The 26,736-nt window shown below is 73.1% G+C and carries 20 protein-coding genes, 1 tRNA gene and 1 pseudogene; 12 read left to right on the forward strand and 10 right to left on the reverse strand.

Annotated elements, in window-relative coordinates; translation table 11 throughout:
* Positions 1-1,468: 1,468 nt before the first annotated feature.
* Positions 1,469-1,984, reverse strand: coding sequence for a DUF937 domain-containing protein (locus ACIP93_RS22685; protein WP_401761262.1), 516 nt, complete (start codon positions 1,982-1,984; stop codon positions 1,469-1,471).
* A 527-nt stretch (positions 1,985-2,511) separates the two neighbouring features.
* On the opposite strand from ACIP93_RS22685, the gene ACIP93_RS22690 reads away from it, so the two are divergent.
* The 4 genes and pseudogenes from ACIP93_RS22690 to ACIP93_RS22705 all read left to right on the forward strand — a co-directional run bounded on the left by ACIP93_RS22690 (position 2,512) and on the right by ACIP93_RS22705 (position 6,938).
* Complete coding sequence (locus tag ACIP93_RS22690; protein ID WP_345222833.1) at positions 2,512-2,838, forward strand: hypothetical protein; 327 nt, start codon at positions 2,512-2,514, stop codon at positions 2,836-2,838.
* A complete protein-coding gene (locus ACIP93_RS22695) occupies positions 2,835-3,077 on the forward strand; it encodes a hypothetical protein (protein WP_345222835.1) in 243 nt (80 codons plus the stop codon). The genes ACIP93_RS22690 and ACIP93_RS22695 overlap by 4 nt, the downstream gene beginning before the upstream one ends.
* Before the next feature lie 71 nt (positions 3,078-3,148).
* Positions 3,149-5,407, forward strand: a pseudogene (locus tag ACIP93_RS22700) (ATP-dependent RecD-like DNA helicase); the annotation flags it as partial.
* A gap of 235 nt (positions 5,408-5,642) precedes the next feature.
* A complete protein-coding gene (locus ACIP93_RS22705; protein ID WP_345222840.1) occupies positions 5,643-6,938 on the forward strand; it encodes a citrate synthase in 1,296 nt (431 codons plus the stop codon).
* Between the two features lie 469 nt (positions 6,939-7,407).
* Here the strand turns inward: ACIP93_RS22705 and ACIP93_RS22710 are convergent, their stop codons facing one another.
* From ACIP93_RS22710 to ACIP93_RS22730, 5 genes are all read right to left on the reverse strand, one after another.
* Complete coding sequence (locus ACIP93_RS22710) at positions 7,408-9,681, reverse strand: heavy metal translocating P-type ATPase (RefSeq protein WP_401761265.1); 2,274 nt, start codon at positions 9,679-9,681, stop codon at positions 7,408-7,410.
* A gap of 85 nt (positions 9,682-9,766) precedes the next feature.
* Positions 9,767-10,087, reverse strand: a complete 321-nt coding sequence (locus tag ACIP93_RS22715) for a heavy-metal-associated domain-containing protein (RefSeq protein ID WP_401761267.1) — start codon at positions 10,085-10,087, stop codon at positions 9,767-9,769.
* Positions 10,088-10,404: 317 nt separating this feature from the next.
* Positions 10,405-10,995 (reverse strand): GNAT family N-acetyltransferase, encoded by a 591-nt coding sequence (locus ACIP93_RS22720; protein ID WP_401761269.1) that lies wholly within the window; start codon positions 10,993-10,995, stop codon positions 10,405-10,407.
* Positions 10,996-11,113: 118 nt separating this feature from the next.
* A complete protein-coding gene (locus ACIP93_RS22725; protein ID WP_345222850.1) occupies positions 11,114-11,314 on the reverse strand; it encodes a MerR family transcriptional regulator in 201 nt (66 codons plus the stop codon).
* A gap of 331 nt (positions 11,315-11,645) precedes the next feature.
* Entirely contained in the window at positions 11,646-12,569 is a 924-nt protein-coding gene (locus ACIP93_RS22730; RefSeq protein ID WP_401761271.1) for a sugar phosphate isomerase/epimerase family protein, read from the reverse strand.
* Between the two features lie 182 nt (positions 12,570-12,751).
* Between ACIP93_RS22730 and iolC the strand changes: the two genes are divergently transcribed.
* From iolC to ACIP93_RS22750, 4 genes are all read left to right on the forward strand, one after another.
* Positions 12,752-13,684, forward strand: coding sequence for a 5-dehydro-2-deoxygluconokinase (gene iolC, locus ACIP93_RS22735; protein ID WP_401761406.1), 933 nt, complete (start codon positions 12,752-12,754; stop codon positions 13,682-13,684).
* Complete coding sequence (gene iolB / locus ACIP93_RS22740; RefSeq protein ID WP_401761273.1) at positions 13,677-14,516, forward strand: 5-deoxy-glucuronate isomerase; 840 nt, start codon at positions 13,677-13,679, stop codon at positions 14,514-14,516. Before iolC ends, iolB begins: the two co-directional genes overlap by 8 nt.
* Before the next feature lie 113 nt (positions 14,517-14,629).
* The gene (gene iolD / locus ACIP93_RS22745; protein ID WP_401761275.1) at positions 14,630-16,507 is read left to right on the forward strand and encodes a 3D-(3,5/4)-trihydroxycyclohexane-1,2-dione acylhydrolase (decyclizing); all 1,878 of its coding nucleotides are present in this window, start codon (positions 14,630-14,632) and stop codon (positions 16,505-16,507) included.
* A 13-nt stretch (positions 16,508-16,520) separates the two neighbouring features.
* Positions 16,521-18,020, forward strand: coding sequence for a CoA-acylating methylmalonate-semialdehyde dehydrogenase (locus ACIP93_RS22750; protein ID WP_345222857.1), 1,500 nt, complete (start codon positions 16,521-16,523; stop codon positions 18,018-18,020).
* Positions 18,021-18,216: 196 nt separating this feature from the next.
* On the opposite strand, the gene ACIP93_RS22755 is transcribed toward ACIP93_RS22750, so the two are convergent.
* From ACIP93_RS22755 to ACIP93_RS22765, 3 genes are all read right to left on the reverse strand, one after another.
* The gene (locus ACIP93_RS22755) at positions 18,217-18,843 is read right to left on the reverse strand and encodes a polysaccharide deacetylase family protein (protein ID WP_401761277.1); all 627 of its coding nucleotides are present in this window, start codon (positions 18,841-18,843) and stop codon (positions 18,217-18,219) included.
* Positions 18,844-18,904: 61 nt separating this feature from the next.
* Positions 18,905-19,708 carry a putative protein N(5)-glutamine methyltransferase gene (locus ACIP93_RS22760; protein ID WP_345222862.1) on the reverse strand — a complete coding sequence of 268 codons (804 nt, stop codon included), beginning with the start codon at positions 19,706-19,708 and terminating at the stop codon, positions 18,905-18,907.
* Positions 19,709-20,265: 557 nt separating this feature from the next.
* Entirely contained in the window at positions 20,266-20,850 is a 585-nt protein-coding gene (locus tag ACIP93_RS22765; RefSeq protein WP_345222863.1) for a TerD family protein, read from the reverse strand.
* Between the two features lie 248 nt (positions 20,851-21,098).
* Between ACIP93_RS22765 and ACIP93_RS22770 the strand changes: the two genes are divergently transcribed.
* From ACIP93_RS22770 to ACIP93_RS22785, 4 genes are all read left to right on the forward strand, one after another.
* Positions 21,099-23,744, forward strand: coding sequence for an alpha/beta fold hydrolase (locus ACIP93_RS22770; protein ID WP_401761279.1), 2,646 nt, complete (start codon positions 21,099-21,101; stop codon positions 23,742-23,744).
* On the forward strand, positions 23,741-24,619 hold the full coding sequence (locus ACIP93_RS22775) for an ABC transporter permease (RefSeq protein WP_345222868.1): 879 nt from the start codon (positions 23,741-23,743) through the stop codon (positions 24,617-24,619). Before ACIP93_RS22770 ends, ACIP93_RS22775 begins: the two co-directional genes overlap by 4 nt.
* A gap of 48 nt (positions 24,620-24,667) precedes the next feature.
* On the forward strand, positions 24,668-25,144 hold the full coding sequence (locus tag ACIP93_RS22780) for a DUF1772 domain-containing protein (RefSeq protein ID WP_401761280.1): 477 nt from the start codon (positions 24,668-24,670) through the stop codon (positions 25,142-25,144).
* A gap of 337 nt (positions 25,145-25,481) precedes the next feature.
* Positions 25,482-26,144, forward strand: coding sequence for a CAP domain-containing protein (locus tag ACIP93_RS22785; RefSeq protein WP_401761281.1), 663 nt, complete (start codon positions 25,482-25,484; stop codon positions 26,142-26,144).
* A gap of 504 nt (positions 26,145-26,648) precedes the next feature.
* Here the strand turns inward: ACIP93_RS22785 and ACIP93_RS22790 are convergent.
* Positions 26,649-26,721: transfer RNA gene (locus tag ACIP93_RS22790), tRNA-Arg, on the reverse strand.
* Between the last annotated feature and the right edge of the window lie 15 nt (positions 26,722-26,736).

A 26,736-nucleotide genomic window follows, 5' to 3' on the forward strand; every position in this document is an offset into this window, starting at 1 on the left:
TGGGCCCGGGTCGGGTGTTGTGGGGGCCGTCCTCTTGTCCGGAGTGTGGCGCTTGCGGGGAGCCCGTCAAGGGCGCTCCTTCGTCGCGTCGGCTTCGCCGATGTCGCGTGCGCTCCACCCTTGACTGTCTCCCCTCCAGCGCTGGTTTCGTGGTGCGGAGGACGGCCCAGAAATGGCCCCGGAGGAGGCCGGGAAGCGGCCGTTCGCCGTTGCCGGGTGCGAGTGGGTGGGTGGGGGCGCCGGGAAGTGGTCCGGGTTGCTCGCTGCCCGTCGGCGGGTGGGTGGGGTGTCGGCTATGGGTGACGGGTGTGTGCGCCTGATGCTGCCGGTGGGGGTGCGCCGACTTGAATGGGGCTGCGGGCGTCACGTCGGCGGGTGCGGGCCGCCGTGGGGCCGATGCTCAAGCTGGTGGCTGAGGTAGGTGGGTGGATTCAAAGGAGAAACGACAGGCGTAGGTGTGCTGGGACATATGCATTGAGCCCATATATCGCCGCCCGCCCCCCTGTCTGCTGGTGCCCGCCGTGTCTGACGTCTTGGAGGAAAAGGTCGTTCGTCAAAGCAGAGGCGGGCGGGGGAGTGATTGATGGGGTGGCGCGTGCGGCGCGGAAGCGGCCGGAACACGATGGGGCATCACAGAAGTGGGACACATCTGCGCTCGTGTGTCCCACTTCGCGGCCCACGCGCACCCGCAATTCCAGCGGAGCGCAGACAAACGGGGAGCACCCCTCGCCCCGCCGTCCCACACCCGTCCCGCATCCGTCACATGTCCGAATGTGCCCGCATATCGGTCCTGCTGTTAGCTCATGTGGTGAAGGTGTCCCAGAAGTAGGACACTCCCGCGTCTATGTGTCCCACTTTTGGAACACACCCCCCGCGAACCCGCTCTGCGAAGCGCCCTCCCAACCCGCCCACGCGGACCAGGCCCGGCACCGTACAGGCCTTCAGGGGGGTGGGTAGTGGCATGTGCGTCCAATGCAGATGTCCCAGCACACCTACGAACACCGATGAGCTGGGAATCCACCCACTGACCTCAGCCACCAGCTTGTGCACCGGCCCTACGGCGGCCCGCACCCGCCGATGTGACGCCCGCAGCCCCATTCAAGTCGGCGCACCCCCACCGGCGGCATCAGGCGCACGCACCCGTCACCACTAGCCGACACCCCACCCACCCGCCGACGGGCAGCGAGCAACCCGGACCACTTCCCGGCGCCCCCACCCACCCACTCGCACCCGGCAACGGCGAACGGCCGCTTCCCGGCCTCCTCCGGGGCCATTTCTGGGCCGTCCTCCGCACCACGAAACCAGCGCTGGAGGGGAGACAGTCAAGGGTGGAGCGCACGCGACATCGGCGAAGCCGACGCGACGAAGGAGCGCCCTTGACGGGCTCCCCGCAAGCGCCACACTCCGGACAAGAGGACGGCCCCCACAACACCCGATCCGGGCCCATCAACCACCGCCCCCGCCCGGGCTACTTCTTGCCGCCTCCCAGCACCTGACCCAGCAGATCACCGAGCCCGCCCCCCGCGCCGGGCCCCGCCCCCGCCGCCCCGGGGTTCCGCTTCTCCGTGGCCCGCTTCGTCACCACCGCCAGGACCACCGGCAGCGCGATCTCGATCGCCCGCGTCACCGACGCCTCGGGCAGCCCGGTCTTCTTCGCGACAGCACTCGCCACCGGCTTGGCCATCTTGCCGAGCATCCCGGCCATCATTCCGCCGCCGAGCAGACCACCCAGGCCGCCGCCCAGCGTGGCCACGCCCTGGAGCGGCGGATCCGCAGCCTCCGTGAGGGCGGCCCGGACCTCCTCGGCCTCCTCGGGCGAGGCGTTCTCGGCCTTCTCCGTGAGCCCTCCCGCGAAAGCGTCCGCGGTGGACGCGACGACGCTCTGGGCGCCGGCCGCGTCCGTACCGAGCAGTCCGGCGATCTCGGCGAGCTTGTCGTCGCCCAGCTCGTTGAGCACGTCCTTCTGAAACGAGTCGTCGTTCATATCGGAAACGCTACGTCTGCACCCAAATGTCGGCACCTTATGACCACCCGAAGAAAATCCCCCGCCGCCGTACAACCCTTGGCCGCCCTCGCGGGTCTTACGTGACATCAGGGCTTCCGGGGGGAATCTGGGGGGATTCGAGGGAGGCCTGACACGGGGAGGGGGACATCGAAGGGCCCGGTCGACGGACCGGGCCCTTCGACTTCCACGAGGAAGCTGCGCGAGGGAGTTCCCTCGATGCCGCGTGCTTCAGGCAGTCAGTCTGCCGCTCCGCACCGCGCCCACGAAGGACGATCGGCCCTCGACGGGCAAGCGGGCAAGCGGGCAAGCGGACGACCGGGCAAGCGGACGACCGGGCCACGCGCCGCCGGGCCCCCGTCCCCGGCACGGACGTCCCCGGTGAACCCCACCAGGCGCCTCGTCGAAGTCCTCCCTTCGAGCAGAAGGCGAACGGTTCACAAGACCCCGGCCCGCGCCCGCCCTAGCATGGGCGCTCCCGGCCCCGACCGCCCGCAGAGGAGTTGACCATGGTGTTCGCCGTTGACCCCGAGGCGTGCGAGAGAACGGCGGATGCGGTGCGTGTCGCGCTGCAACGACGCCCCGACTGGCTCCAGGCCTTCGAGCAGGACTGGCTGAGCGCCGCCGCGGACTTCGACAGCGAGGCCCTGGAGCGCGTGGTCGACAAGTGGTTTCCGTTCGCCTGCGCCTGTGCCACCCCCGGCTACCTGGACGAGGTGGAGCACACCGTCAAGCGGATGACCGAGGGGGACACCGAGGGCATGGTCTTCTTCGACGACGACGGCAACACGTACGACGCCGACAACAGGCCGGTGGACGCCAGGGGACACGGATGAACGACGTGTACGCGATCCGCTACGCCGACCGGGCCGCGCGGTGCAAGGCGACTCTCACGGCACCCCGGGCCGCGTCCCTCGCGGCGCTGGAGAAGCAGTTGGCCCGGAATCCCTTCGGGCCTCCGGCGACCAGCAACCGGGACAACAGTTGGTCCGCCGCCTTCACCGGCGGCTTCGTGACGTACATCGTCTCCAACCGTCACGTCGTGGTGAACGTCGTGGATCTCGTCGCGCTCTGACCCGGGCCCCGGCCCGGGCCTTCGTCCACAGCCCCGCACACGTTGTCGGACCCCGGCGGTAGCGTCGTCCCATGTCCAGCACAGGCAGCGCGGCAGGCGCACAGGGCGGTCCGGTCAACAAGGCGGTTCTCGAAGGCGTCCTGGAGCGGATCACGTACGCCAACGAGGAGACCGGTTACACGGTCGGCCGTGTCGACACCGGGCGCGGGTCCGGCACGGGCGACCTGCTGACCGTCGTCGGCGCGCTGCTCGGCGCGCAGCCGGGGGAGTCCCTGAGGATGGAGGGGCGCTGGGGGTCCCATCCGCAGTACGGCAAGCAGTTCACCGTCGACAACTACACGACGGTCCTGCCCGCCACCATCCAGGGGATCAGGCGCTATCTCGGTTCCGGGCTGATCAAGGGCATCGGGCCGGTCATGGCCGACCGGATCACCACCCACTTCGGCGTGGACACCCTCGACATCATCGAGCAGCAGCCGAAGCGGCTGGTGGAAGTGCCGGGGCTCGGGCCGAAGCGGACGAAGATGATCGCCGTCGCCTGGGAGGAGCAGAAGGCCATCAAGGAGGTCATGGTCTTCCTCCAGAGCGTGGGGGTCTCCACCTCCATCGCCGTCCGCATCTACAAGAAGTACGAGGACGCCTCGATCTCCGTCGTGAAGAACCAGCCGTACCGCTTGGCCGCCGACGTCTGGGGCATCGGCTTCCTCACCGCCGACCGCATCGCCCAGGCCGTCGGCATCCCGCACGACAGCCCCGACCGGGTGAAGGCGGGCCTGCAGTACGCCCTGTCCCAGTCCTCCGACCAGGGGCACTGCTTCCTCCCGGAGGAGCGCCTCATCGCCGACTCGGTGAAGCTGCTCCAGGTCGACACCGGGCTGGTCATCGACTGCCTCGCCGAACTGGCCGAGGACCCGGAGGGCGTCGTACGGGAGAAGGTGCCCGGTCCGGAGGGGCCGGGCGGAGAGCCGGTCACCGCCGTGTATCTGGTGCCCTTCCACCGGGCGGAACTCTCCCTCGCCGGGCAGGTGCTGCGCCTGCTGCGCACGGAGGAGGACCGGATGCCCGGCTTCCGGGACGTGGACTGGGGGAGGGCGCTTTCCTGGCTGGCCACGCGAACGGGCGCCTCCCTCGCCTCCGAGCAGGAGGCCGCCGTCAAGCTCGCGCTGACGGAGAAGGTCGCGGTGCTGACCGGCGGCCCCGGCTGCGGGAAGTCGTTCACCGTACGGTCCGTGGTGGAGCTGGCGCGGGCGAAGCAGGCGAAGGTGGTGCTGGCCGCGCCCACCGGGCGGGCGGCCAAGCGGCTGTCCGAGCTGACGGGGGCCGAGGCGTCCACCGTGCACCGGCTGCTGGAGCTCAAGCCGGGCGGGGACGCGGCGTACGACCGGGACCGGCCGCTGGACGCCGACCTGGTGGTCGTCGACGAGGCGTCCATGCTGGATCTCCTGCTCGCCAACAAGCTGGTCAAGGCGGTGGCACCCGGTGCCCACCTCCTCCTGGTGGGGGACGTGGACCAGTTGCCGTCGGTCGGGGCGGGGGAGGTGCTGCGGGACCTGCTCGCGGCGGGCGGCCCCGTGCCGCACGTGCGGCTCACCCAGATCTTCCGGCAGGCCCAGCAGTCGGGCGTCGTCACCAACGCGCACCGGATCAACTCCGGGGAGCACCCCCTCACCCAGGGCATGAAGGACTTCTTCCTCTTCGTCGAGGACGACACCGAGGAGGCGGGCCGGCTCACCGTGGACGTCGCGGCCCGCCGCATCCCGCAGAAGTTCGGGCTCGATCCCAGGACGGACGTGCAGGTGCTCGCCCCCATGCACCGCGGCGCCACCGGGGCCGGCAACCTCAACGGGCTGCTCCAGCAGGCCGTCACCCCCGCCCGCCCGAACCTCCCCGAGAAGCGGTTCGGCGGCCGCACCTTCCGCGTCGGCGACAAGGTCACCCAGATCCGGAACAACTACGACAAGGGGGAGAACGGCGTCTTCAACGGGACCGTCGGCGTCGTCACCGCGCTGGACCCGGTCGAGCAGACGCTGACCGTGCGTACGGACGAGGACGAGGAGGTCGCGTACGACTTCGACGAACTCGACGAGCTGGCCCACGCGTACGCCGTCACCATCCACCGCTCCCAGGGGAGTGAATATCCGGCCGTGGTGATCCCGGTCACCATGAGCGCCTGGCCCATGCTGCAACGGAACCTCCTGTACACCGCCGTCACCCGGGCCAAGAAGCTGGTCGTCCTCGTCGGTTCCCGCAAGGCCATCGGCCAGGCGGTGCGCACGGTCTCGGCCGGTCGCCGGTGCACCGCGCTGGCCCACCGGCTCGCAGGCGGAACGTACGTGCCGACCCCGCGTCAGTCCTCCCGGTCAATCTCTGCGGGCCATCGGTGGGAAACATCACCCGGGGCTTCCGGAACCGGGGCGAAGGGGGCAGTATGAGCAGGTTGGCGGCACTCAGTGCCGCGAACTGGCCTGTTGGCCGACCCCGAGTGCACTCTGCTGAGCCAAGTGGGGGATGGTAGAGACAGTCAGGGCACCTCGAAGAAGAGGCACTACGTCGGTGAGGGATGACGTGAGCGAGAGCGACAACTCTGTAGTACTGCGGTACGGCGATGGCGAGTACACCTACCCGGTGATCGACAGCACCGTCGGCGACAAGGGCTTCGACATCGGGAAGCTCCGGGCCCAGACAGGACTGGTGACCCTCGACAGCGGCTACGGCAACACCGCCGCCTACAAATCCGCGATTACCTACCTCGACGGCGAGCAGGGCATCCTGCGCTACCGCGGGTACCCGATCGAGCAGCTGGCGGAGCAGAGCAGCTTCCTGGAGACCGCCTACCTGCTGATCAACGGCGAGCTCCCGAAGGACGACGAGCTGTCGACCTTCAAGAACGAGATCACCCAGCACACGCTGCTGCACGAAGACGTCAAGCGCTTCTTCGACGGCTTCCCCCGCGACGCGCACCCGATGGCCATGCTGTCCTCGGTCGTCTCGGCGCTGTCCACCTTCTACCAGGACAGCCACAACCCGTTCGACGAGCAGCAGCGCCACCTGTCGACGATCCGTCTGCTGGCCAAGCTGCCGACGATCGCCGCGTACGCGTACAAGAAGTCGATCGGCCACCCGTTCGTCTACCCGCGCAACGACCTCGGCTACGTCGAGAACTTCCTGCGGATGACCTTCTCGGTGCCCGCGCAGGAGTACGACCTCGACCCGGTCGTCGTCGCCGCGCTGGAGAAGCTGCTCATCCTGCACGCGGACCACGAGCAGAACTGTTCGACCTCCACCGTGCGCCTGGTCGGTTCCTCGCAGGCGAACATGTTCGCCTCGATCTCCGCCGGCATCTCCGCCCTGTGGGGCCCCCTGCACGGCGGCGCGAACGCGTCCGTGCTGGAGATGCTGGAGGCCATCCAGGCCGACGGCGGCGACGTGGACGCCTTCATCCGCAAGGTGAAGAACAAGGAGGACGGCGTCCGCCTGATGGGCTTCGGCCACCGGGTGTACAAGTCCTTCGACCCCCGCGCGAAGATCATCAAGGCTGCGGCGCACGACGTCCTCTCGGCCCTCGGCAAGTCCGACGAGCTGCTGGACATCGCGCTGAAGCTGGAGGAGCACGCGCTCTCCGACGACTACTTCGTCTCGCGCAACCTCTACCCGAACGTCGACTTCTACACGGGTCTGATCTACCGGGCGATGGGCTTCCCCACCGACATGTTCACCGTGCTCTTCGCGATCGGCCGCCTGCCGGGCTGGATCGCGCAGTGGCACGAGATGATCAAGGAGCCGGGTTCGCGCATCGGCCGCCCGCGCCAGATCTACACCGGCGAGGTCCTGCGCGACTTCGTTCCGGTCGAGGGCCGCTGACCTCTTCGCCTCCGGGCCGCGACAGCGAAAAGCGCCCCGCCGCCGATCCCCCCACGGGTCGACGATGCGGGGCGCTTCCCTGTTTCCCGGATCGGATTCCCCCCACGGGATCCCCACCGGGCCGTCTGACGGCTTGCGCCGCCAGAAGTCTCTGGGTCGTGCGTCCTGCTCGGTCCTGCTGTGCGTGCGTACCGCTCGTACGTCCTGCTCCGTGCGCGTCCTGCGTACCGCTGCGGTCCGCCAGGACACGTAACGGACGGGAGGGCCGCTCAAAGCTCCCCGGCGTACGTGTCCCGGCCAACGCTTGCCGGGGACGTCCCCCAAGACATCCCGCGAACGTCCCCCAAGACGTTCTTGGCATCGCTTCTTGGACTCGCGAACCCGGCCAATGGTTACCCCCTCAACACAGTGATCTGCGTCACTCCACCATGCACTGTAGTTGCGACGCGTTCGTGTGTGTTGGTGTACGTCATGTGAAGGTACGGAGCCGGAGGCTGTTTGTCACTACGAAGACGGAAGAGAACGCCATCGCGAATCCCGCGATCATCGGGTTGAGCAGCCCGGCAGCCGCCAGCGGGAGTGCCGCGACGTTGTAGCCGAAGGCCCAGAAGAGGTTGCCCTTGATGGTCGCCAGGGTCCGCCGCGACAGCCGGATCGCGTCCGCCGCGACCCGCAGGTCGCCCCGGACGAGCGTCAGGTCGCCGGCCTCGATCGCCGCGTCCGTGCCGGTGCCCATGGCCAGGCCCAGGTCAGCGGTGGCGAGCGCCGCCGCGTCGTTCACGCCGTCGCCGACCATCGCCACCGTGCGGCCCTCGCCCTGGAGGCGGGCGACCACGGCCGCCTTCTCCTCGGGCAGGACCTCCGCGTACACCTGTGCGGCGTCGATCCCCACCTCTGCGGCCACCGCGTCGGCCGCCCGACGGTTGTCGCCGGTCAGCAGCACCGGTACGAGACCGAGGGCGCGCAGCTCCCGCACCGCCTGGGCGCTGCTCGCCCGCACGGTGTCCGCGACGGTGAGCACTCCGCGCGCCTCGCCGTCCCAGGCCACCGCGACGGCGGTACGCCCCCGGGCCTCGGCGGCGGCCTTCGCGTCGGCCAGCCGCGGCGGCAGCTCGATCGCGGCGTCGGACAGCAGCTTGGTCCGGCCCACGAGGACGGCGTGTCCCTCGACCTCGCCCCGCACGCCGAGCCCGGGGACGTTGGTGAAACCGGAGACGGGCGGGTGGTCCCGGCCCGCGCCGCCCTCCGTGTCCGACGCCGCGGCCACCCGCGCCACCGCCCGCGCGATCGGGTGCTCGGACGCGTGCTCCAGCGCCCCCGCGAGCCGCAGCAGCTCCGCGCGCCCGACCCCGGGGGCCGGGAACACGTCCTTCAGCTCCATCCGGCCGGTGGTCACCGTGCCCGTCTTGTCCAGGACGACGGTGTCCACCCGGCGCGTCGACTCCAGCACCTCGGGCCCCTTGATCAGGATGCCGAGCTGCGCGCCCCGCCCCGTCCCCACCATCAGCGCGGTCGGCGTCGCGAGGCCCAGCGCGCACGGGCACGCGATGATCAGCACCGCCACGGCGGCGGTGAACGCGGCCGTCACGTCGTCCGTGACCAGCAGCCACCCCACCAGGGTGCCCAGCGCGATCAGCAGCACCACCGGCACGAACACGGCCGAGATCCGGTCCGCGAGCCGCTGCACCCGCGCCTTGCCGTTCTGCGCGTCCTCCACGGCCCGCGCCATCCGGGCCAGTTGCGTGCCGGAGCCGACGGAGGTGGCCTCGACGACGATCCGCCCGCCGGCGTTCACCGTCGCCCCGGTGACCTTCTCGCCCGGACCCACGTCCACCGGCACCGATTCACCGGTGAGCATCGAGGCGTCGAGCGCCGCACGGCCCTCGACGACCGTGCCGTCGGTGGCCACCTTCTCCCCGGGCCGTACGACGAACCGGTCGCCCACCGACAGCAGCCGGACCGGAATCCGCACCTCCTGGCTGCCGCGCAGGACGGCGACGTCCGTGGCGCCCAGTTCCATCAGCGCGCGCAGCGCCGCGCCCGCCCTCCGCTTGGAGCGGGCCTCCAGCCAGCGGCCGAGCAGGATGAACACGGTGACCCCGGCGGCCACCTCCAGGTAGACCGCGGACGCCCCGTCCGGGCGGCCCGCCGTCAGGCCGAAGCCGTGCCGCATCCCCGGCATCCCCGCGTCCCCGAGGAACAGCGCCCACAGGGACCAGGCGAAGGCCGCCAGGGTGCCCGTCGAGACGAGGGTGTCCATGGTGGCCGCACCGTGTGTGAGGTTCGTCCAGGCGGCCCGGTGGAAGGGCAGCGCCCCCCACACCACGACCGGCGCGGCCAGCGTCAGGGACAGCCACTGCCAGTTGTCGAACTGGAGGGCGGGGACCATGGACAGGAGGATCACGGGAGCGGCGAGCAGCGCGCAGACGACCAGCCGCTGCCGCAGGGCGAGGAGGTCACGGTCGGCCGGCTGCTCCCGCGCCGCCTCCTCGGGGGCCGGCGCGGCGGGCTCCTCGGCGGTGTACCCCGTCCGTACGACGGTGGCGATCAGGTCCGGCACGCCGACCGCCGCACCGTCGTACGCGATCCGGGCCTTCTCCGTCGCGTAGTTGACGGTGGCGGCCACCCCCTCCATCCGGTTGAGCTTCTTCTCGACGCGGGCCGCGCAGGAGGCGCAGGTCATACCGCCGATGGCCAGCTCGACGTGCGTGTCCAGAGGGGCGGGCGGGGTGGCGCTGTTCATCGGGGCTCCAGACAGCGGACGGGCCGTACCCGTACCAGTATGGGGAACCGGCGGGTACGGCCCGGCAGGGCGCGGGGGCGGCGGGTCAGCGGGTGCCGACCAGCTCGTACCCGGCCTCGTCGACGGCGGCGCGGACGGCCTCCTCGTCCAGCGGGGCGGCGGAGACCACGGTGACCTCGCCGGTCGAGGCGACCGCCGTGACCGAGGCGACGCCGGAGAGCTCCGAGATCTCGGCCGACACGGCGCCCTCGCAGTGGCCGCAGGTCATGCCCTTGACCTCGTACACCGTGGTGACGGAACCGACCGCCACGTCCGCCGCGCCGGCGGAACCGCAGGAACCGGACGGCGAGCAGCAGGAGCCCGAGGCGGCCTGGGGGGTCTCGGCGGCGGGGGTCTGAGCAGTCATGTCGGTGCTCCTCTTCGAAGGACGTACGCGGCACATCCGGGCGGTGTCGCGCGACTGTGGTGCTCAGGGAGGGCACGGGGCTGCCGTGACTCCCTGACACGGCACACACTATACCCCTAGGGGGTATCAAATCCAGCGTGGCCCGGCGACACGCCGAGCGCGGTGCCGCCCGCCCTGTCGCCGGGCGCGGCGACGACCGCCGTCGCCGTCGGCGGCAGAGCGGCGGCCGAGAGCGAGGCGGGGAAGCCGGAGCGGTGGCGGTGGCGGTGGCGGTGGCGGAGCCGGCGTCGGAGGCGGAGTCGGAGTCGGACGGAGCCTCAGTGGGCGGGCCGGCCCCGGTGGACGGCCCACTCCCGGGCCAGGATCGACATCCGCGTCGCGTCGACCCAGCCGTCCCGCTCGTCCCACAGGGCCTCGCGCTCGACCCCCTCGGCGACGAAGCCGACCTTCTCGTAGGCCCGGCGGGCGCGCGGGTTGAAGTCGTAGACGCCGAGCCCGACCCGGTTGAGGCCGAGCACGTCGAAGGCGTACGTCACGATCAGGCGGCAGGCCTCGGTGCCCAGGCCCCGGTCGCGTCCCGCGGGCCCGAGCAGGGTGCGGAAGGAGCAGCTCCGGTTGGCCGGGTCCCACTCGTTCAGGACCACTTCGCCGACGCACATGCCGGTGGCCCTCTCGACGACCGCCAGGTCGAGCCGGTCGGTCTGCCCGGCGCGGGTCAGGTACCAGGCGCGGGTGCGGTCCACCTCGTCCTCGGTGAAGGCCGGGGAGCCGGTGAAGCGGGCCACCTCCGGGTCCCGGAGCGCCGCCAGCATCGCCGGGAGGTCCCCCTCGGTGAAGGGGCGCAGCAGGGTCCGCCCGCCGGTCAGGGTCGGCTTGACGGAGAGGTCGGCGTGCGGGGCGGCGGTCATGCGGTGATCCTCCGCGCCGCGGGGGAACGGCGGCAAGCGAAATTCGGGGGGAAGGGGGCGGGCCCCGCACCGACGGCCTGGATGCGGCCGGGTGCGGGGCCCGCGGGCGGCGGAACGGTCAGCCCCGGCGTCCTCTGTTGCCGGGACGGCGGGACACCCAACTGCGGATCGTGTCCGCGTACCAGTACGGCTTCCCGCCCTCCACGTGGTCGGGCGGCGGCAGCAGGCCGTGCTTGCGGTACGAGCGCACGGTGTCCGTCTGCACCTGGATGTGTGCGGCGATCTCCTTGTACGACCAGAGCTTGTGGTCCGTCGTCATCGGTGCACCTCCCTGCGACTGCCCGCAGCCACGGCCGGGGGGCCGTCGGGGGAGCTGCGGCTGTCGCTTGGCGATCACTCAGCCTCTGCCCCGTGAACGACGCTGCGTGACCAGGAGGGAGGGGCTGTCGTGTGCCTGTGACGGAAGGCCCGCGTAATGGCGACAAGTGTGACGCAAAGGACATCTCTGTGACGGAAGTGGTGCGGGGGACAGGGGCGACACACCGGCCGGGCCGGACCGATGTGCTCGGCCCGGCCCGGCCGGGGGTGATAGGGGAAGCGCCCTGGCGGCGGCCTTCCGCTCCACTCCTCCGGCCGCGCCCCGCGCCCCGCTACGCCCCGCACCCCCGCAGGAACGCCCGTGTCCGGCGCGCTATCGGCAGCGGCGCGTCCGGCGCGCACGGGTACATGTCCTGCTCGACGATCGCGAACAGGTCGCTGCCGCGCGCCTCCGCGAGGCGCCGCGCCGCCGCCAGCACCGGTGCGAGGTCGGGCACCCCGCGCGGCGGTTCGCACATCACCCCGAGCCCGACGGCGGGGCCGAACGGCAGCCGTTCCTCCCGCACCCGTGCCAGCACCACCGGGTCCACCTGCTTCAGGTGCAGATAGCCGATGCGCTCCCCGTACGTCTCGATCAGCTCGACGCTGTCGCCGCCGCAGTAGGCGTAGTGCCCGGTGTCCAGGCACAGCGACACCAGTCCGGCGTCGGTGCCGTCCAGCAGCCGTACGACGGCCTCCTCGCCGTCGACGTGGGTGTCCGCGTGCGGATGCACGACGACCTTCAGCCCGAACTCCTCGCGCACCTGCCGCGACAGCCGCTCCGTCTGCGCGGTGAGCGTGCGCCACTGCGCCGGGGAGAGCGTCGCGTCCTCCAGCACCTCGCCCGTCCTGTCGTCCCGCCAGAACGCCGGAATCATCACCAGGTGGTCCGCGCCCACGCCCTGCGCGAGGCGGGCCACCGTCGACACGTGCGACCAGGTCGACTCCCAGTGCCGTACGCCGTCGTGGTGCAGCGCGGTGAAGACGGTGCCGGCCGCCGCCCTGAGGCCGCGCGACCGGAGCTCCGGCAGCAGGGCGGCGGGCCGCGGCGGCAGATAGCCGTACGGGCCCAGCTCGATCCACTCGTACCCCGCGCCCGACACCTCGTCCAGGAAGCGCCGCCAGGGAACCTGCCGTTCGTCGGAGGGGAACCAGACACCCCAGGAGTCCGGGGCGGAGCCGATCCTGAGGCGCGGGTGGCGTGCGTCGGGAGCCATGGGGGAAGGGTCCGGGCAGGCCGAGAGGGGTGTCAAGGGGGAGGCGGGGGAAGGCGGTCGGGGAAGCGGCGCAGGCCGCGCGGTCCGTATGTCCTGACAAACCATTGACAGTGTTCCGGGCCCGCGGATAGACCTGGGACCGCCGCCGGCCCGAGGAGGTGCTCGTGTACGACCTGATCGTGATGGGCCGCCTCGGGGTGGACCTGTATCCGCTGAGCGCGGGCGTGCCGCTGGACCGGGTCGAGACCTTCGGCCGGTTCCTCGGCGGCTCCGCGGCCAACGTGGCGGTCGCGGCGGCCCGGCTGGGGCCGCGCACGGCACTCGTCTCGCGCACCGGGGCCGACCCCTTCGGGGCGTACCTGCGGCGCGAGCTGGCGGCCTTCGGCGTCGACGCGCGCTGGGTGACCGAGGTGGCCGCGTACCCCACGCCCGTCACCTTCTGCGAGGTCTTCCCGCCGGACGACTTCCCGCTGTACTTCTACCGGCGGCCCCGCGCCCCCGACCTGGAGATCCGGCCCGGCGAGAGCGACCTCGACGCGGTGCGGGCCGCCCGCCTGTTCTGGGCCACCGGCACCGGGCTCTGCGCCCAGCCCAGCAGGGACGCCACCATGGAGGCCCTCGCGGCCCGTTCGCGCGCCCCGCACACGGTGTTCGACCTGGACTGGCGGCCCGTGTTCTGGACGGGGCAGGACCCGCGCCCGTACTACCGGGAGGCCCTGCGGCACGCGACGGTGGCCGTCGGCAACCTCCAGGAGTGCGAGATCGCCACCGGTGCGCGGACGCCTGCCGAGGCGGCGGCGGAACTGCTCGCCGCGGGGGTGGAGCTGGCGGTCGTGAAACAGGGCCCCGAGGGGGTGCTCGCCGCGCACCGGGACGGGACCCGGGTGCGCGTGCCGCCCCTCGAGGTGACCGTGCTCAACGGGCTCGGCGCGGGGGACGCGTTCGGCGGCGCGCTGTGCGAGGGGCTGCTGGCGGGGCGTCCGCTGGAGGAGACGGTGCGCCGGGCGAACGCGGCGGGGGCGCTGGTGGCGACCCGGCTGGAGTGCTCCTCCGCGATGCCCTACGCACACGAGATCGACGCACTGCTGGCGACAGGGGGCACCGGGCATGGCTGAGCACCCGCACGAACCCCGACGGGGGGCCCCGGGCATGGCCGGGCACCTGCACGTACCGGCGGGCGGCGCGGCGCACGGACCGTACGCGCTGGACATCGGCCCCGAACGGGCGGGCTGGACGTACGCGTCGCTGCGCGTGCTGGAGCTGCGGCCCGGCGGGTCCCACCACCTGGCCACCGGGGACGCGGAGTGGATCGTGCTGCCGCTGGCCGGGGCGTGCGACGTCCTGGTCGACGGGCAGGCCGTCGGACTGCGCGGCCGGGAAGGGGTGTTCGCCTCGGCCACCGACTTCGCGTACCTGCCCCGGGACGCCCACGCCCGGATCTCCTCCGGCGCGGGGGGCCGGTTCGCCCTGGCCGGGGCGAGGTGCGAGCGACGGCTCCCCGTCCGTCACGGACCGGCGCCGGACGTGCCCGTGGAGTCGCGGGGGAGCGGCCGCACCGCGCGCACGGTGCGCAACTTCGCGTCCGCCGACGCCTTCGCCTGCGACCGGCTGATCGCGGTGGAGGTGGTCACCCCGCCGGGGAACTGGTCCTCCTACCCGCCGCACAAGCACGACGAGGCGGTGGCGGGGAAGGAGTCGGTGCTGGAGGAGATCTACCACTTCGAGCTCACCGGCGTCGGCTACCAGCGCATCTCGCCGTCCCGGCCCGGGGGATCGGACCTCCTGGCGGAGGTGCGCTCCGGGGACACGGTCCTGGTGCCCGACGGCTGGCACGGCCCGTCGATCGCGCCGCCGGACGGGCCCCTGTACTACCTGAACGTCATGGCGGGCCCGGTCCGCTCCTGGGAGATCACTTTCCGGGAGGGGCACGGCGGGGCCTACCGCTGACCAGCCCGTGCGGGGCGGGCGCGCGGTGTCCGTCCCGTGCGGGAGCGTCCGGCCGGTCGTACGCCTGACGGCAGGCCGTCCCCGTCCCGAACCCCTCCCGGAGGAGGACCCCGATGCCCGCCACCGCCACCACCCGCCGCCTGACCACCGCCCAGGCTCTCCTCACCTTCCTCACCCACCAGTTCACCCCCGCCCGCACCCGCCTCATCTCCGCCACCTGGGGCATCTTCGGGCACGGCAACGTCGCCGGGGTCGGCCAGGCCCTCACCGAACTCGGCCCTGCCGCCATGCCCTTCCTCCAGGGCCGCAACGAGCAGGCCATGGTCCACGCCGCCACGGCCTACGCCCGCCAGAGCCGTCGCCTCTCCACCCACGCCGTCACCACCTCCATCGGCCCCGGCGCCACCAACCTCGTCACCGGAGCCGCCCTCGCCACCGTCAACCGTCTGCCCGTCCTCCTCCTGCCGGGCGACACCTTCGCCACCCGCCCCGCCGACCCCGTCCTCCAGCAGCTCGAAGTCCCGTACGCGGGCGACGTGTCCGTCAACGACTGCCTGCGCCCGGTCTCGGCGTACTTCGACCGCGTCACCCGGCCCGAGGCCCTGATCCCCGCCGCCCTGGCCGCGATGCGCGTCCTCACCGACCCGGCCGGGACCGGCGCCGTCACCCTGTGCCTGCCGCAGGACGTCCAGACCGAGGCGTACGACTGGCCGGAGGACTTCTTCCGCGACCGGGTGTGGCGGGCGCGCGCCCAGGAGCCGGACGCGCACGCCCTGGACCGGGCCGTGGAGTGGCTGGGAGCGGCCCGCCGCCCCCTGATCGTGGCCGGCGGCGGCGTCCGGCACGGCCGCGCCGAGGACGCCCTCGGCCGCTTCGCCGAGCGCACCGGCATCCCCGTCGCCTCCACCCAGGCGGGCAAGGGCTCGCTCCCGTACGACCACCCCTGCGACGTCGGCGGCGTCGGGCACACCGGCACCGCCACCGCCAACCGCCTCGCCCGCACCGCCGACCTGGTGCTCGGCGTCGGCACCCGCTGGAGCGACTTCACCACCGCCTCCCGCACCCTCTTCCAGCACCCCGGCGTCCGCTTCGTCAACCTCAACGTGACCGACGCCGACGCCCACAAGCTGAACGCCCTCGCGCTGGTCGGCGACGCCCGCAAGGGGCTCCTGGCCCTCGGGGACGAGTTCAGCGGCCGTACGCCGGAGACCTACCGCACCGAGTTCCGCACGGGAAAGGCGGAGTGGGAGGCCCATGTGAGCGCCGTGTACGCCGCCCGCGACGACAAGGCCGCACCCACCCAGGCCCAGGTCCTGGGCGTGCTCGACGCACTGGTGGACGAGCGGGACGTCCTGATCAACGCGGCGGGCTCCCTCCCCGGCGACCTCCACCGGCTGTGGCGGACCCGCTCGCGCGACCAGTACCACGTCGAATACGGGTACTCCTGCATGGGGTACGAGATCCCCGCCGCCCTCGGCGTCCAGCTCGCCGCCCCCGGGCGGCCCGTCTGGGCGCTGGTCGGCGACGGAACGTACCTGATGAACCCCACCGAGATCGTCACCGCCGTGCAGGAGCGCCTGCCGGTCAAGGTGGTGATCCTCGACAACCGCGGGTACGCCTCCATCGGCGGCCTCTCCGAGACCGTCGGCGCGGAGCGCTTCGGCACCGACTACCGCTTCCGCGCCCCCGACGGCACGTACACGGGAGCGCCCCTGCCGCTGGACCTCGCCGCCAACGCGGCCTCGCTCGGCATGCGGACCCTGCGCGCCCACACCGTCGCTGACCTGCGGGAAGCCCTCGCCGACGCGCGGGCGAGCACGGTTCCCACATGTGTCTACGTCCGGACCGAAACGGGCGACACAGTGTCGGGCCCCTCCGGCGGCGACGCGTGGTGGGATGTTCCCGTGGCCGAGACCGCGACCCGCCCGTCGGCGGCCCGGGCACGCGCGCAGTACGACCGGCACGTCGCAGCCCGACGCCACCACCTCTGAAGGAGTGCAGTTCATGAAGACCGTCAACCACTGGATCGGTGGCAGGACCGTCGAGGGCGCGTCGGGCAACTGGGGCCCCGTCACCGACCCGGCCACCGGCGCTCCCGACACCCGCGTCGCCCTGGCCTCCGTCGAGGAGGTGGACGCCGCCGTCGCGTCCGCCAAGGCCGCGTACGCGACCTGGGGCACCTCGTCCCTCTCCACCCGCACCGCGATCCTCTTCCGCTACCGCGCCCTGCTCGACGCGCACCGCGACGAGATCGCCGCGCTGATCACCGCCGAGCACGGCAAGGTGCACTCCGACGCGCTCGGCGAGGTGGCCCGCGGCCTGGAGATCGTCGAGCTGGCGTGCGGCATCACCACGCAGCTCAAGGGCGAGCTGTCGACGCAGGTGTCCAACCGGGTGGACGTGTCGTCGATCCGGCAGCCGCTCGGCGTCGTCGCCGGCATCACGCCGTTCAACTTCCCGGCCATGGTGCCGATGTGGATGTTCCCGATCGCCGTCGCGTGCGGCAACACCTTCGTGCTGAAGCCCTCCGAGAAGGACCCCTCGGCCTCGCTGCGCCTCGCGGAGCTGGCCACCGAGGCCGGTCTGCCGGACGGCGTGCTGAACGTCCTGCACGGCGACAAGGTCGCCGTCGACCGCCTCCTGGAGCACCCGGACGTCGCCGCGGTCTCCTTCGTCGGCTCGACCCCGATCGCCCGCCGCATCCACCAGGTGGCCTCCGCCAACGGCAAGCGGGTCCAGGCCCTCGGCGGCGCCAAGAACCACATGCTGGTCCTCCCGGACGCCGACCTGGACGCCGCCGCCGACGCGGCCGTCTCCGCCGCGTACGGCTCGGCGGGCGAGCGCTGCATGGCCGTCTCCGCCGTCGTCGCGGTCGGTTCGATCGGCGACGAACTCGTCGCGAAGATCGTCGAGCGCGCCGAGAAGATCAAGATCGGTCCGGGCAACGACCCCGCCTCCGAGATGGGCCCGCTGATCACCGCCGCCCACCGCGACAAGGTCGCCTCGTACGTCACGGGCGCGGCCGCCCAGGGCTCCACCGTCGTCCTCGACGGCACGGGTCACACCGTCGAGGGCTTCGAGAACGGCCACTGGATCGGCCTCTCGCTCCTGGACCACGTCCCGACCGACTCCGACGCCTACCGCGACGAGATCTTCGGCCCGGTGCTGTGCGTGCTGCGCGTCGACACGTACGAGGAGGGCGTGGCCCTCATGAACGCGTCGCCGTTCGGCAACGGCACCGCCATCTTCACCCGTGACGGCGGCGCGGCCCGCCGCTTCCAGCTGGAGATCGAGGCGGGCATGGTCGGCGTCAACGTGCCGATCCCGGTGCCCGTCGGCTACCACTCCTTCGGCGGCTGGAAGGACTCGCTCTTCGGCGACCACCACATCTACGGCAACGACGGCGTCCACTTCTACACCCGGGGCAAGGTCACCACCACCCGCTGGCCGGACCCGGCGGACGCGCCCTCGGGCGTCGATCTGGGCTTCCCCCGCAACAACTAGCCCCTACGGTTCCGCTCCCTCACCCCGCCCCGCCTCGACGGCCCCGCCCCCGCTCCCTCGGGTGGCGGGGCCGCCCCCGGGGGGGGAAAACGGGCAGGCAAGGGGGCGGCCTCTCCCGCTCCCGGCCCACCCGGGTGCCCCCGCCCCGACACCGGCCGCTCCCGCGCACGAGCCCCGCCCCGTGCCCCCCCACCCCCTACGGATACATCCCCCCGGCCCCCACCCCCCGCGCCCCCACCACCCGCTCCACCGACACCAGCGTGAACCCCCGCTTCCGCAAGCCGTCCACCACCTCCGCCACGGCCGCCCCGTCCGCCCCCTCCCGCACCCGCACGATCCCTCCCGCTCCCCACCCCACCTGCACCAGCCCCAACTCCCGGCACACCGCCCCCACCTGCCGGTTCGTCAGCCCCTGCGGCGGCCGCATCAGCCGCGGCCGACGCCCCGTCACCTGTTCGACCACCCGCTGCGTCTGCGCCAGTTGCCGCCGCGCCTCCGCCACCGGCACGTCCGTCAGCCGCGGCTGCGTCCAGGTGTGGTTGCCCACCTCGTGACCCTCGGCGGCCATCCGCCGCACCAGCTCCGGATACCGGAAGACGGGCCCCCGCCCGGCGACGAAGAACGCCGCCGGGGCGTCCTTCCGCGCCAGCACGTCGAGCACCGCTCCCGTGCGCGGCCCCGGCCCCCCGTCGAAGGTCAGCGCCGCGCACGCGACGACCCGGCAGTCCACCGGGTCCGCCGTCGTGCCGCCCGCGAAGCCGGTCAGCAGGGCGGCGCCCACCGCGGCGGCGGCGGCGATCAGGGAACGGCGCGGTTTCGTCACCGCACACCGGTACCAGCGCGGGCCCCCCGCACAAACGCCCCGCCCGCCCCGGGTCACCCGGTCAGCGCGGCGACGTCCCCACGGCGACCGTCGCGCCCGTCTCCTCGTCCTCCTCCACCCGTGCGGCCAGCCCGCCCCGTGCCATCGCCGCCACCGTCCGCCCGGCCTGCCGTTCGCTCGTCTCGATCAGCAGACTGCCGCCCGGAGCCAGCCAGCGCGCCGCCCCGGCCGTCACCCTGCGCTGCACGGCCAGGCCGTCCGCGCCGCCGTCGAGCGCGACCCGGGGCTCGTGGTCGCGGGCCTCGGCGGGCAGCAGGGGGATGTCGTCGGTGGGGACGTAGGGGGCGTTGGCGACGAGGACGTCCACCCGGCCCCGCAGCGCCGTCGGCAGGGGCGCGTACAGGTCGCCCTCGTGGACCCGGCCGCCCAGCGGCTCCACGTTGCGCCGCGCGCACCGGACCGCCGCGGGCTCCACGTCGGCCGCGTGCAGCTCGGCGCCGGGCAGCCGCGCCCCCAGCACCGCCGCCACCGCCCCCGAACCGCAGCACAGGTCCAGGACCACGGCCCCCGGCTGCCGGGCCGCGGCCAGCGCCAGCGCGTGCCGGACGAGGAACTCCGTACGCGGCCGGGGAACGAAGACGCCCGGGTCGACGGCGACGCGGTGACCGCAGAACTCGGCCCAGCCGAGCAGGTGTTCCAGCGGCAGGCCGGCCACCCGCCGGGCGACCAGCGCGGCGAGGTCCGGGCCGGTGCGTCCGGTGGACAGGAGCAGCCGTGCCTCGTCCTCGGCGAACACGCAGCCGGCGGTGCGCAGTCGGGCGACGAGGGCGGTGAAGACGGCGGGGGAGAGCGCGGTGAGGGACATGGGAGAGCCTTTCGGAATGCTTACCGAGGGCGCTCTCCGGTCGAAATCCGTTACGACGGGACCGATGACGGTGTCATCGGGCGACGGCTACGGCGACCACGGGGCGAGAGCACCCGACCTGCGACAGCGGTAATGGGTCTCACCTCCTGAGGTCCGGGCCCACACACCGGTGGTGGGCAACGCGGTCCGACCGTACCCGAGCAGGTCAACCGCTGTACAGGCCGGTGGACGACCGGGCCGTCGGGCGGGCGCCACCGGTGACGGCGGGCGGCGCGCCGCCCGCGCGGCGCACGCCGAGCGAGCGCGCGGTACGCGGCCGCCGGGAGGCCCGCGTCGACGACCGGCGGAGCCGGGCTCCGCGACAACGGGTGCGGCACACGGGCGGCGCGGAAGACCGGCCGGCGGGGGAGGCCGGGCGCTCCGCGGTCACCCCCACCGCGCCGGGCCCGCCGAAGGGGCCCCGTATGCCTCCGGGCCGGGCGCTGGACGCGCGCCGGGCCCCGCGTGCCTCCGGGCGCCGGGCGTTGGACACGCGCCGCCGGTGTGCCGTCGGCGGACTACTTGCCGGCGGCGAAACGCATCAGGGCCTGCTCGTCGCCCTGCTTGATCTTGCCGGTCTGGTTGATGACCTCGAGCTGCCAGTTCGGCCCGTTGCGCACCGCCTTGGCGACCGCGCAGCCGTTGTCGCTGGTCAGCAGCGAGGGCCAGATGTCGGCGACCTGCTGGACGCTGCCGCCCGTGGCGTCGTACACCTTGAAGCTGATGTTGCGCGCCTTGGAGAAGGAACTGCTCTTCTTGAAGGCGGCGGCGACGAACACGATCGACGTGACGTTCGGCGGCACCTTGGAGAACTCGACGGTCACCGTCTCGTCGTCGCCGTCGCCCTTGCCGGTCTGGTTGTCACCGCTGTGCACCAGGCCGCCGTTGCCGAGCGGGTCCAGGGAGTCCAGGCCGGCCAGGCGCACCGGGTCGCCGCCCGACATCGCGACGGCGATCAGGTCCAGGTCCGTGCCGACCGTCCGCAGGAGCTTGCCCAGGACACCGCCGCTGCTGCCGGAGGTGGGGTCCCAGGACACCCCGATGGACATGTGGGTCACACCGGCCAGGTCCGCCGGTCCGTCTTCCTTGCTGAGCGTGATCATGTGCGATCCCTTTGCTGGTGGACAAGTGAGTACAAAGTCTGCATCGAACACTGCAACGATCTCCGGGCGGGGTTGGTTCCAGCGCGGGCGCACCGGACCCGGCAACCGAGCGCCGGCGGCCGCGGTCCGCCGTCCGGGGCGTACAGCGCCCGCGGTAGGGCGGCCGGGCGGTCTACTCCCGTCGGAGGGGCACGAGTTCCACCCGGCGGCGGCCCGGGGCCGCCGGGGCGGACCGTAGGGTCGTCAGCATGGAGAATCCCCTTCGCCGACTTCCGCGCGGACGCCCGCGCGGGCGTCGGCTCGCCGCCGTGGTCGCGGTGCTCGCCGTGTTGCTGGGCGGAGGCGTCTGGGCGTCCGTCGCCGCCGCGGACGACCCCGTACCGGTGCACAGGTCCGACCGCATGCTGGAGATGCCCGGCGCACGCGTCGACACCTCGTACTTCGTCGGCGACGGCGGCGGCCGCCGCCCCGCCGTCCTGATCGGGCACGGCTTCGGCGGGTCCAAGGACGAGGTCCGCGCCCAGGCCGAGCAGCTCGCCCGCGACGGGTACGCCGTCCTGACCTGGTCCGCCCGCGGCTTCGGCAGGTCCGGCGGGAAGATCGGCCTCAACGCGCCCGACGCCGAGGTCGCCGACGTCACCCGGCTCGTCGACTGGCTGGCCGGCCGGAAGGAGGTCCTGCTGGACAAGGAAGGCGACCCCCGCGTCGGCGTCACCGGCGGCTCCTACGGCGGCGCGGTCTCCCTGCTGGCCGCCGGCCACGACCCCCGCGTGGACGCCGTCGCCCCCCGGATCACGTACTGGGACCTCGCCGATTCCCTCTTCCCCGACGGGGTGTTCAAGAAGCTCTGGGCCGGGATCTTCGTCACCACCGGCGGCGGCTGCCACCGCTTCGAACCGAAGCTGTGCGAGCTGTACGAGAGGGTCGCCGTCACCGGAAAGCCCGACGACGCGGCGCGCGCCGCCCTCCGGGCGCTCAGCCCCTCCGCCGTCGCCGACCGCATCAAGGTGCCCACCCTGATCCTGCAGGGCCAGAGCGACTCCCTCTTCCCCCTCGGGCAGGCCGACCGGATGGCGCGGGCGATCACCGGCAACGGCGCCCCCGTCGCCGTCGACTGGCTCTCCGGCGGACACGACGGCGGCGACCCGGAGACCGCCCGCGCACAGCGGCGCGTCACCGCCTGGTTCGACCGGTACCTCAAGAAGGACACCTCCGTCGACACCGGTCCCGCCTTCCGGGTCAGCCGCACCGGAGGCGTCGACTCCACCAACGGCGCAGCCCGGCTGCGCGGCGCCTCCGCCGACGTCTACCCGGGCCTGCGCGGCGGCGCCCGGGCCGTCCCCCTCACCGGCCGCAAGCCCGAGCAGACCTTCGGCAACCCGGCGGGCGGCAACCCGCCCGCCATCTCCGCCGTGCCCGGCGCGGGCGCCCTCTCGCAGCTCTCCGGGCTCGGCGTGGGCCTCTCCCTGGACTTCCCCGGCCAGTACGCCCGTTACGACTCCGCGCCCCTCGACGAGGGCGTCCAGGTCACCGGAACGCCCACCGTCAAGGTCAGGGTGAAGTCCACCAGCGACGACATGGTCCTCTTCGCGAAGGTCTACGACGCCGCCGCCAACGGGCGGCAGGTGCTCCCGCGCCAGCTCGTCGCCCCCGTCCGCGTCACCGGCGCGAAGGCCGGGAGGACCGTCGAGCTGACGCTCCCCGCCGTCGACCACACGTTCCAGGCCGGACACCGGATGCGGCTCCTGCTCACCGCGACCGACCTCGGCTACGCCTCCCCGGCCGAGCCCGCCGCGTACACCGTCTCGCTCGCCGACGGCACGCTGAGCGTCCCCACCGACGCGGAGCTCGCCACCGCCGCCGCCGGGCTCGCCCGGTGGGTGTGGGGGCTGCCGCTCGCCGGCGTGCTGGTCGCGGGACTCCTGCTGCTCAGCGCCCGGCGCCGGACGGCCGCCCCGGCGCCGGACCCGGCGCTCGCCGAGGTCCCCCTCCAGATCACCTCCCTGAGCAAGCGGTACGGCAAGTCCGGCGACCGGTACGCCGTCCGCGACCTCTCCTTCCGGGTCGAGAGGGGCCAGGTGCTGGGCCTGCTCGGCCCCAATGGCGCGGGCAAGACCACCACCCTGCGCATGCTGATGGGCCTCATCACCCCCGACGGCGGCGAGATCCGCGTCTTCGGGCACGCCATCCGGCCCGGCGCGCCGGTGCTCTCCCGGGTCGGCGCGTTCGTCGAGGGCGCGGGCTTCCTGCCGCACCTCTCCGGACGCGCCAACCTCGACCTGTACTGGCAGGCCACCGGGCGGCCCGCCGAGGACGCGCACATCGACGAGGCCCTGGAGATCGCCGGCCTCGGCGACGCCCTCCAGCGCGCCGTACGGACGTACTCCCAGGGCATGCGCCAGCGCCTGGCCATCGCCCAGGCCATGCTGGGCATGCCGGACCTGCTGATCCTGGACGAGCCGACCAACGGCCTCGACCCGCCGCAGATCCGCGAGATGCGCGACGTGATGATCCGGTACGCGGCCGGCGGACGCACCGTCATCGTCTCCAGCCACCTCCTGTCCGAGGTCGAGCAGTCCTGCACCGACCTCGTCGTCATGGACCGCGGCAGGCTCGTCCAGGCCGGGCCCGTCGCCGAGATCATCGGGTCCGGCGACACGCTCCTGGTCACCGTCGCCGGCGACGTCAGCGCGGCGGCCGTCGAGAAGGTCGCCGCGCTGCCGGGCGTGGAGACGGCGGTACGCGCCGAGGGCGGCCTCCTGGTCCGGCTCGACGGCGCGAGCGCACAGCAGCTCGTCGCGGAACTGGTGCGCCTGGACGTGCCGGTGACGGGCGTCGGCCCGCACCGCCGCCTGGAGGACGCGTTCCTCACCCTGATCGGAGGCTCCGCATGAGCACAGCAGGCCCCGCCGCGGCGGACACCGCCCCCGGCTACCGCCCCGGCCGCACCCTGCCGCTGCGGGTGGAGGCCCGCCGCCAGTGGCGGCGGCGGCGCACGCTGGTCATGGCGGTGATCCTGGGCGCGCTGCCCTTCGTCCTGATCGCCGCCTTCGCCATCGGCGGCACCCCCGCCGAGCGCGGCAGCGGCGCCAACAACCGCATCAACCTGATGGACACCGCCACCGCGTCCGGCGCGAACTTCGCCGCCACCTGCCTCTTCGTCTCGGCGGGCTTCCTCCTGATCATCCCGGTCGCGCTGTTCTGCGGCGACACCGTCGCCTCGGAGGCCAACTGGTCCTCGCTGCGCTACCTGCTGGCCGCTCCGGTGCCCCGCGCCCGCCTGCTGTGGAGCAAGCTGGCGGTGGCGCTCGCCTTCAGCCTCGCGGCGATGGTCCTGCTGCCGCTGGTCGCCCTGGTCGCGGGCACCGCGGCCTACGGCTGGGGGCCCCTGGAGCTCCCCACCGGAGGCGCCCTGGCGGCGGGCACGGCCCTGCCCCGCGTCGCGATCATCGTCGGCTACCTCTTCGTCTCCCAACTGGTCACCGCGGCGCTCGCCTTCTGGCTCTCCACGAAGACGGACGCCCCGCTGGGCGCGGTCGGCGGCGCGGTCGGCCTGACCATCGTCGGCAACGTCCTGGACGCGGTCACGGCGCTCGGCGACTGGCGCGACTTCCTGCCCGCACACTGGCAGTTCGCCTGGGTGGACGCGCTGCAACCGCAGTTGGAGTGGGGCGGCATGCTCAAGGGCGCGTCGGTCTCGGTGACGTACGCGCTGGTCCTCTTCGCCCTCGCCTTCCGGGGCTTCTCCCGCAAGGACATCGTCTCGTGACGTAATCGAAGCTGCGGCGGGCGGCCGGCTCCGTACATCATGTGCGGCATGTCAACTCTTCTGCTCGCCCTGGCAGTTGTCTCCGCCGGCCTCTACGCGGGCATGATGCTCGTCTTCCGGACGGGCGTCATGCCCGCACTCGCGCGGGTGCCGGACGACCAGTTCGCGGCGGTCATGCGGCGCATCAACGAGGAGGTGCCGCGCGCTGTCTTCGTCACGACGATGTTCGCGTCGGTGCTCTTCCCCGCCGCCGCCCTGTTCGTCCCCCCGGAGGGCGGCCGCACCTCCCTCCAGCTCTGGCTGCTGATCGGCGGCCTGGCCCTCACCGTCCTCAACCACGCCGTCACGGCGGGCGGCAACGTCCCCCTGAACAACGCCCTCGCGTCCGCCGAGAACGGACCGGCGACGGACGCGCAGGCCCGCGCGGCCTTCGAGACCCGCTGGAACCGCCTGCACGCCGTCCGCACCCTGTGCGCGGTGGCGGGCTTCGCGCTGCTGGTGGCGGGCGCGGTGGTGACCGGCTGACACGGCCCCCCGGTCCCGTCCGCCCCGCGCGGGCTGTTCATTCCGGCAGGTGTGATCGCGGTTCCGGGTGCCGGTACGGCGACACCAAGGGTTCAATCATGCGGAAAAGCGGAATTCCGGAGTCCTCAAGAGGCGATCTTCCTTCGAAGGGGGGAGGGTGAGCACCGGGTCGATTCGCCGTCGCGCACGCCACGTTCTCTACCCATGGAGGAAAGAGAGAGTGTTTTCGGAATCCGCTTCATTCCGTGCCGCATGGATTACTCGCGGCCTGTCCGGGCATTTCGGCACCGGAGGCCGCGAGCCCGCCGAAGGGTGCCCGCCGCAGGCGCGCCGGCCGGTGCGGCGTCGCGCCCGGGCGGGCGTGGCGGCGCTGGTGCTCGCGGTCACCGGGGGCGCGCTGCTGCCCGTGGCGGCGGCCGGCGCCGCTGCGGCCGCCCGGCCGGCCGAACCGCTGCCACCGGCGCCGCAGTACGCGCCGGGCCCGCCCCCGGCCCACCACGCGAGCCCCCCGCCGTCCGGTACGTACACCATGCCGCCGCCGTCCTGGCACACCGCCCCGCAGGGGGCGCCCGACGGGCCCTCGCCCCGCCAGGCGGCCGCCCGGGCCACGCCGAGCCAGGTGGCCACCGCCTTCGTGCGGTTGCTCAACCGTGAGCGGGCGGCCGCCGGATGCCGTCCGGTGCGCACCCAGCGGACGCTCACGTACGTGGCGCAGCAGCACAGCGCGTACCTGGCGAAGAGCCGCACCCTCACCCACACCGACGCGTACAACCGGGACGTGGGAGAACGGCTGAACGCCGCCGGGTACCGCTGGCGGCGCGCCGCCGAGAACCTGGCCGTGGCCTCCTCCGACGCGCCGTCGGCGCTGCGGGAGTGGAAGGAGAGCCCCCGGCACCGCCGGTCCATGCTCACGTGCGCGTTCCGCCACGCGGGGGTGGGAGCCGTCCGGTCCGGCGGCCGCACCTGGTGGACGCTGACCCTGGCCGTACCGGCCCGCTAGGGGCCGCACGTGCGTGACCGGCCGCACCCGCGGCGGCGGGCCGGTCGCGCACGGCGCTCCGCAGTCGGCGAATTCGGGGCCGCAGTGCGGAACCTGCGCGCGTTTTTCGACGACGCGCACCCGGGCGGGGACGGGCGGCGGATTCCGTCGGGCGGAACAGCGGTGGCAATTCCACATCGGTAAGTGAAGCGCCCCCGGTTGCGGAGCCTTTGCACTCGACGACATCGACGGGCCCGTCCTCCCACGCGCCGTTCACCGCATTGCCCGTCCTCCGTCCGGTGCGGGGAAAACCCCTCGAACGGGAATTCCGCACGACGTTGTTGACGTGGGCGTCGTCATCGGGGAGGGCGGGGCCCGGCGGTTCGGGAACGGGGCCCCGCTGCCGGGTGAGGCCGCTCTGCGGGCCCGCGGGTGCGGCGACGGCGCGTCGCGCGGCCCGGGTAGCGGCGGTGCGCGCGAAAAAGGCCCTCCCCGGAAGGAGGGCCCGAAGGTTTTCGCGCGGTGCGCCCCCGGCAGGACTCGAACCTGCGGCCAAGCGCTTAGAAGGCGCCTGCTCTATCCACTGAGCTACGGGGGCCGGGCGGTGGGCCTG

This window comes from Streptomyces sp. NPDC088745 (assembly GCF_044751045.1).
GTDB lineage: Bacteria > Actinomycetota > Actinomycetes > Streptomycetales > Streptomycetaceae > Streptomyces > Streptomyces cremeus.

What these genes read in the sequence shown, in the direction of transcription:
- ACIP93_RS22685 (WP_401761262.1), bottom strand. Translation starts at nt 1,984, where the DNA reads ATGAACGACGACTCGTTTCAGAAGGACGTGCTCAACGAGCTGGGCGAC.
- ACIP93_RS22690 (WP_345222833.1), top strand. Translation starts at nt 2,512, where the DNA reads ATGGTGTTCGCCGTTGACCCCGAGGCGTGCGAGAGAACGGCGGATGCG.
- ACIP93_RS22695 (WP_345222835.1), top strand. Translation starts at nt 2,835, where the DNA reads ATGAACGACGTGTACGCGATCCGCTACGCCGACCGGGCCGCGCGGTGC.
- ACIP93_RS22710 (WP_401761265.1), bottom strand. Translation starts at nt 9,681, where the DNA reads ATGAACAGCGCCACCCCGCCCGCCCCTCTGGACACGCACGTCGAGCTG.
- ACIP93_RS22715 (WP_401761267.1), bottom strand. Translation starts at nt 10,087, where the DNA reads ATGACTGCTCAGACCCCCGCCGCCGAGACCCCCCAGGCCGCCTCGGGC.
- ACIP93_RS22720 (WP_401761269.1), bottom strand. Translation starts at nt 10,995, where the DNA reads ATGACCGCCGCCCCGCACGCCGACCTCTCCGTCAAGCCGACCCTGACC.
- ACIP93_RS22725 (WP_345222850.1), bottom strand. Translation starts at nt 11,314, where the DNA reads ATGACGACGGACCACAAGCTCTGGTCGTACAAGGAGATCGCCGCACAC.
- ACIP93_RS22730 (WP_401761271.1), bottom strand. Translation starts at nt 12,569, where the DNA reads ATGGCTCCCGACGCACGCCACCCGCGCCTCAGGATCGGCTCCGCCCCG.
- iolC (WP_401761406.1), top strand. Translation starts at nt 12,752, where the DNA reads ATGGGCCGCCTCGGGGTGGACCTGTATCCGCTGAGCGCGGGCGTGCCG.
- iolB (WP_401761273.1), top strand. Translation starts at nt 13,677, where the DNA reads ATGGCTGAGCACCCGCACGAACCCCGACGGGGGGCCCCGGGCATGGCC.
- iolD (WP_401761275.1), top strand. Translation starts at nt 14,630, where the DNA reads ATGCCCGCCACCGCCACCACCCGCCGCCTGACCACCGCCCAGGCTCTC.
- ACIP93_RS22750 (WP_345222857.1), top strand. Translation starts at nt 16,521, where the DNA reads ATGAAGACCGTCAACCACTGGATCGGTGGCAGGACCGTCGAGGGCGCG.
- ACIP93_RS22760 (WP_345222862.1), bottom strand. Translation starts at nt 19,708, where the DNA reads ATGTCCCTCACCGCGCTCTCCCCCGCCGTCTTCACCGCCCTCGTCGCC.
- ACIP93_RS22765 (WP_345222863.1), bottom strand. Translation starts at nt 20,850, where the DNA reads ATGATCACGCTCAGCAAGGAAGACGGACCGGCGGACCTGGCCGGTGTG.
- ACIP93_RS22770 (WP_401761279.1), top strand. Translation starts at nt 21,099, where the DNA reads ATGGAGAATCCCCTTCGCCGACTTCCGCGCGGACGCCCGCGCGGGCGT.
- ACIP93_RS22775 (WP_345222868.1), top strand. Translation starts at nt 23,741, where the DNA reads ATGAGCACAGCAGGCCCCGCCGCGGCGGACACCGCCCCCGGCTACCGC.
- ACIP93_RS22780 (WP_401761280.1), top strand. Translation starts at nt 24,668, where the DNA reads ATGTCAACTCTTCTGCTCGCCCTGGCAGTTGTCTCCGCCGGCCTCTAC.